Origin of the sequence: Stenotrophomonas capsici (assembly GCF_034961085.1) — a bacterium.
GTDB lineage: Bacteria > Pseudomonadota > Gammaproteobacteria > Xanthomonadales > Xanthomonadaceae > Stenotrophomonas > Stenotrophomonas capsici.
The window spans coordinates 1-5,612 of the sequence record NZ_JAYFUH010000096.1 but is presented as its reverse complement, the minus strand read 5'-3'; the positions used below and the strand labels follow the sequence as shown (position 1 = coordinate 5,612).

The window sequence follows — 5,612 nt, the reverse complement described above, 5'->3', positions numbered from 1 at the left end:
GCGTGCCGTGCGCAGCGGCCATGCCGGTGCGTGGCGCCGTTAACCCGGGCTTGAACCTGGCGGGCTTAGGCTGGTGCCATCCGTCAGCGGGAGAAATCCATGTACGCAGTGATACTGCTCAAGGGCCAGAACCGTTTCGCGCGCGAGCGCTGGGAATCGCTGCCGGCGCGGGTGGAGTACGAAGGGCACGGCTTCTCGCTGCGCGCCGGGCCACACCACCCCCCGTCCGATGGACTGGAATTCGACCCGGTGGCGGTGTACGCGCCGGACGAGTTGACCGAGGAGGAATTCCAGGAGATCTACGCGCTCAACGCGCCGCATATCGCCGAGCTGCGCGCGACGTATTGAGGCGTGCCGGCGCGAAGCAGCGGGTGGTTCGCATGATCTGGACGTGGCCTGTTCTATAGTCGCGCCATGCGCGGTGGTCCGCGCGTTCCGGTGCGTGCCCTTGTTCCTGTCCTGCCTGTTGCAGCCGTTGCGTGCGGCCCTGCTTGCCACTGTCCTGATCGGCGCCGGCGTACCGGCCGGCATTGCCTGGGCCGCGCCCGATGCGGGCAGCGCCGCCACGCTGACGCCGCAGGCCCGCATCGAGAAGGCCTCGCGTGCGCTGGATGCGGTCAAGCGTGCGGTCAATGACGCCGATGCACAGGAAACGCTGAAGACCCTCGTCGACCAGGCCAGCCAGGCCCAGCGTGACGCCGAGGCCAGCGTTCAGGCGTTGCAGCCGGACCTGGAGGCGCTGGACGCGCGCATCGCGCTGCTCGGGCCGGTGCCCGAAGGCGGCGAGGACCAGGACATCGCCCGCCAGCGCAAGGCGCTGGACAAGCAGCGCAGCGACCTCAACAGCGACATCGCGCGCGGCAAGCTGCTGGCCGAGGACGCACGCCAGCAGAGCGAATCGATCGAGAAGATGCGCGCCCAGCTGCTGGGCGAGCAGTTGGGCCGCAAGGTGGCATCGCCGTTGTCGCCGACGCTGTGGCGCGAGTTCGCCCAGCACCTGCCCGATGACCTGTCGCGGCTGCAGTCGCTGGGCCAGCAGGCGCGCGACGGCCTGTCCAGGGCAACCGCGAAACACGGGTGGACCGTGCCGCTGGCCGGTGCGGTGATGGCCCTGTTGATGGTGTTCCCGCTGCGCTTGTGGCTGCGCCACCTGGGGCGGCGCTACGCCGCATCCGAGCGTGCGCCGGCAGGGCGGGTGCGTCGCACCGGTCTGGCGGTGTGGCTGCTGCTGGTCGGCACGCTGCTGCCGGGGCTGGCGGCCAAGCTGCTGGTCGGCAGCCTGGATGCGATCTCGGCGATCGCGCCACGGCTGGTGTCGGTGGCCGACACCTTCGTGGTGGCCACCTTCATCGCCGCCTTCATCGCCGCGCTGGCCGCGTGCCTGCTGGTGCCGACCCGACCGTCGTGGCGGTTGCTGGACATCGATGACCTGGCGGCGGTGCGCCTGCGCCGCTTCGCCTGGGGCGCGGCCTGGCTGACCTGGTTGACCATGCTGATGCGCGCGGTCAGCCGCGCGGCGCTGACCTCGAACGTGGGCACGATCACCCTGGACGGACTGATCGCGCTGACCTACGTCGGCCTGATCATGAGCATGCTGGCCACGCTTGCCGCCCTGCACCGGCGCCGGTCGGCCGAAGCCGCGCAGGCCGAGCAGGAGGCCGAGGCGGCGGGCAAGCCGCACGCCACGCGCGGGTCGCGCAGCGGCTGGCTGGTGGTGGCGCGGCTGGGTGGCCACCTGGCCGTGTTCGGCGCGTTGATCGCCACCTTGCTGGGTTACCTGAACTTCGCCATGTTCACCGCGCAGCAGATGGTGTGGGTGACCGTGGTGGTGCTGGCCACGCAGTTGCTGATGAAGTTCGCCGATGACTTCGCGCTGTGGCTGCTGGCGCCGGAGAGCGCCATCGGGCGCACGCTGCGGCTGTCCACCGGCCTGCCGCCGGGACGGCTGGAGCAGGGCGGGGTGCTGGTTTCGGCGACGCTGCGGGTGGTGCTGGTGATCGTCGGCATCACCGCTGTGGTGGCGCCGTTCGGCAATGTCAGCGTGCTGTACGACTGGGTGCAGGCGCTGGCCGGCGGGGTCCGGATCGGCGGCAGCGTGCTGCGGCCGTCGTCGGTGTTCTGGGCGATCGTGGTGCTGCTGTGCGGGCTGGCGCTGATGCGCGTGGTGCAGCGCTGGCTGACCGAGACCTACCTGCCCAAGACCGACCTGGACACCGGCGCGCGCAACTCGATCAGCACCGTGGCCCATTACACCGGCATCGTGCTGGCGGCCTTGTGGGCACTGGCGACGCTGGGCATCGGCTTCGAGAAACTGGCGCTGCTGGCCAGCGCCCTGTCGGTGGGCATCGGCTTCGGCCTGCAGGCGATCACCCAGAACTTCGTGTCCGGCCTGATCCTGTTGGCCGAGCGCCCGGTCAAGATCGGCGACTGGGTGAAGATCGGCGACCAGGAGGGCGACATCCGCCGCATCTCGGTGCGTTCGACCGAGATCCAGGTGGGCGACAAGTCCACGCTGATCGTGCCGAACTCCGAACTGATCACCAAGACCATCCGCAACATGACCATGGCCAATGCGCTGGGGCGGATCCAGATCCAGTTCTCGGTGCCGCTGGGTACCGACGTGGGCAAGCTGCGCGGCCTGATGCTGGACATCTACGCGGCCAATGAAACCGTGCTGAGCGAGCCGGCGCCGTCGGTGTTCATCGATTCGATCAACGGCGGGCTGGTCGCGATCAACAGCTTCGCCTACGTGCCGTCGGCGCGGAGCGTGTACGGCACGCGCAGTGCGCTGCTGTTCGAGCTGTTGCAGCAGTGTGCGGCGAACGGCATCGCATTGGTCACGCCGACCGATATCCACCTGGTCCGCGACCCCCAGCCGTAGTCGCGACCTCGGCCGCACCCCATCGCCGAACGGCTTACCCCTGCCCAACCCTCCCCTTGCCTGTGGCAAAGGGCGACACCGTCATGCGCATCGGGGTCGGCAGGAGCGGCCTTGGCCGCGAAGCCACCGGATCGTCTCAAACCCCGCCCGGCGGTGCAGCGCCCGGGTTGCTTCCCGCGCCCTCAGGAGCGCGGGAACCCCGCCGGCGCCGGCAACAACGCATAGCCTTCCACCGCCAATGATTCGGCATGGCTGAGCCAGGCGCGGATCTCCAGGTCGTCGATGTCATGGTCCACGCCCACCGGCATGGTGATGCGTCCCTGGCTGTCCGGTTGCACCCATTGCTGGGCCAGCACCACCTTGCGGCTGGAGGACACCGCTTCCACCCAGAACGCACGCGTGGGCCGCTGCGCAGCGTACAGTTCCAGCACGTACTGGCCCGGCTTGGCGTGGCTGGGTTGGCGGCTGATCATGCGCGACTGGCGCACGCTCGGGCGTGGCCCGGTGAACGGCTGCAGCGGTGCATCGATGGCGATGCCACGGCGCAGCTGCGCGTCGCGGAACATGCGCATGCCCTGGTCGGCATCGACCAGCAGCGCACACCACTGGCCGTCGGCCGAGCCGTCCTCGAAGGCGGTGCAGCGGTCCACGTAGGCCAGGCGATGCGTGGGGTCGGCCTCCTCGAACTTGCGCGAGGTGTTCTCCAGGTACATCGATGCCAGCTGCCAGTCCTTGTCGTACTCCAGCAGCACCGGCGGCTGCACCTGCTGCACGCCGACCAGTACCTTCTCGTCCTCCAGGCGCAGCATGCGCGGCTGGTCGCCACCCAGCCACAACGAGCGCGCGAACGCACGGTACGGCGCGTAGCTGCTGCCGGCGTCGCCGCGCAGGGCCGCGACGCTGGCGCTGGCCGGGCGCGGCGAGGCCAGCAGCGAGCGGCCGAAGCCGATCGCCGAGATCGCCGGGTCGATCAGCTGCAGCGCGGTGGCGCCGGAATCCAGCGTGGTGCCCGCGGTGGCGGTGACCTGGCGCGGGGTGATGTCCTTGCCCAGGAATACCAGCAGGTTCTCGCGGCGTTGCTGTTCGAGCACGTGGCTCAGGTCGTTGGGCATGGCCAGGTGGTCGGAGGCCAGCACCACCAGCGTGTTGTCGCCGAACTCGCTGCTGCGGATGCGCTCGACCAGGCGCGAGATCAGCCGGTCGCTGCACTTGAGTGCATTGAGCAGGCCGATGTTGCCCAGCGCGCTGCGGTAGCGCGTGCCCTTGCAGGCCACCGGCAGGTGCCCGGCCGGGTGATGGGTGTCCATGGTCAGGGTGGTCAGCATGAACGGCTGGCCGCCGCGCGAGAGTTCCAGGAAGCGGTCGAACGCGCGGTCCAGCAGCACGTCGTCATGCACGCCCCAGTTGGAGAAGTGCTTGCGCGCGATGTCCTGCTGCTCGAACCAGGCCAGGTCACGCACGTCGTCGAAGCCGTGCGTGCGCAGGAAGTCCGCCTTGGCCGCGAACTGGCCGTTGGCTCCGCCCATGTAGTGGTTGCCGTAGCCCTGCTGCTTCAGGTAATCGCCCAGGCAGAACGCCTCGGGCAGGAAGCTGCCCATCCGGCCCATGCTGTTCTCGTCGCCCTGCGCGGTGGTCAATGGCACGCCGCACATCGAGGACACCAGCCCGGCGATGGTCCAGCCGCCGCCATCGGCCGAGGCGATGTCACGGAAGTCCAGGCCCTGGCTGGCCAGGCGCTGGATGTTGGGCATCAACCCGGGGAAGACGCGCTCGTCCAAGTAGGTCCGTTCCAGGCTTTCGCCGTAGATCCACACGATGTTCGGGCGACGCGCCAGCGGCGCCGAGGGCATCACGTATTCGGGCACCACGGCGCTGTAGTCCACCGGTTTCATCTGCTGCTGCAGGCGGCGCAGGTCGCTGTACAGCGGGCTGGCCAGCACGCAGGCCACCAGCAGCGCGGCGAAGCCGGCGAACACCGGCATGCCGAAGCGCGGCAGGCGCAGGCGGCGCACCCGCAGCAGCAGCAACGGCGAGAACGAGATGATCACCAGGCACGCGAAGCCGAGGATGTAGGCGCTGAAATCGCCGACGCCGGCACCGTCCATGTCGCTGCGCAGGTGGTAGAGCGTGGCCGAGTTGATGCCATCGCCACTGAGCTGGTCGATCAGCCACCAGCCACTGAAGGCCAACAGCAACGCGGTGAGCAGGCTGGCCTTGGTCCGGGCCAGGGTGGAGGACAACAGCAGCAGGACGACAAGCGCCGCCAGATACAGCCCGATGATCCAATGCATGCGGTCACGTGGGTAGCGGAGGGAAAGCCTGCGGTGAGCGCAGGCCCGCACCATCGCTGCATTGCAGGCGTATGACGATGCGGGGAATCGATGTTGCCTACAGGAACCTGACTGAAATGTTTCGGTCAAAAACGGGCAATTCGCCTATTCATGATCCAGCCATGACGTGCTAGGCATCATTTTGTGCATCGCAAGGTGAAGTGGCGCCGCAGGCCATCACCGATCTCCGGGGAACAGCAGCTCTTACGGTCGCCATCGATGGCTGCCAGCAACAGGAGCCGGCCCCCGCCTCAAGGGGAAATCAATGGAATTGCAACGCATGCCGGCCTTGTTCGCCGGCCTGGAAGAGTTGTCCGTGCCTGGCTGGGATGCCGCCGCGTTGCAGCAGGCCACCCAGGCCTACCCGCGCCCGCGCGCGATCGTGTGTGTCTCGCCGCGTT

Annotated in this window: 3 protein-coding genes; 2 read left to right on the top strand and 1 reads right to left on the bottom strand. The window is 68.6% G+C overall.

Annotated features, from left to right (window positions below; all coding sequences use genetic code 11):
• Positions 1 to 99 precede the first annotated feature (99 nt).
• Both VA603_RS08725 and VA603_RS08720 read left to right on the top strand, forming a co-directional pair.
• Entirely contained in the window at positions 100 to 348 is a 249-nt protein-coding gene (locus tag VA603_RS08725; protein WP_323437714.1) for a hypothetical protein, read from the top strand.
• 100 nt (positions 349 to 448) lie between these two features.
• Positions 449 to 2,881: a DUF3772 domain-containing protein gene (locus VA603_RS08720; protein ID WP_323438554.1), complete on the top strand. Its 2,433-nt coding sequence runs from the start codon at positions 449 to 451 to the stop codon at positions 2,879 to 2,881.
• A gap of 182 nt (positions 2,882 to 3,063) precedes the next feature.
• Here the strand turns inward: VA603_RS08720 and VA603_RS08715 are convergent, their stop codons facing one another.
• The gene (locus tag VA603_RS08715; protein ID WP_323438553.1) at positions 3,064 to 5,172 is read right to left on the bottom strand and encodes a phosphoglycerol transferase I; all 2,109 of its coding nucleotides are present in this window, start codon (positions 5,170 to 5,172) and stop codon (positions 3,064 to 3,066) included.
• Positions 5,173 to 5,612: the final 440 nt, after the last annotated feature.

Bases quoted from the DNA above. Each gene is read 5' to 3' on its own strand.
- VA603_RS08725 (WP_323437714.1), top strand. From the start codon at position 100: ATGTACGCAGTGATACTGCTCAAGGGCCAGAACCGTTTCGCGCGCGAG.
- VA603_RS08715 (WP_323438553.1), bottom strand. From the start codon at position 5,172: ATGCATTGGATCATCGGGCTGTATCTGGCGGCGCTTGTCGTCCTGCTG.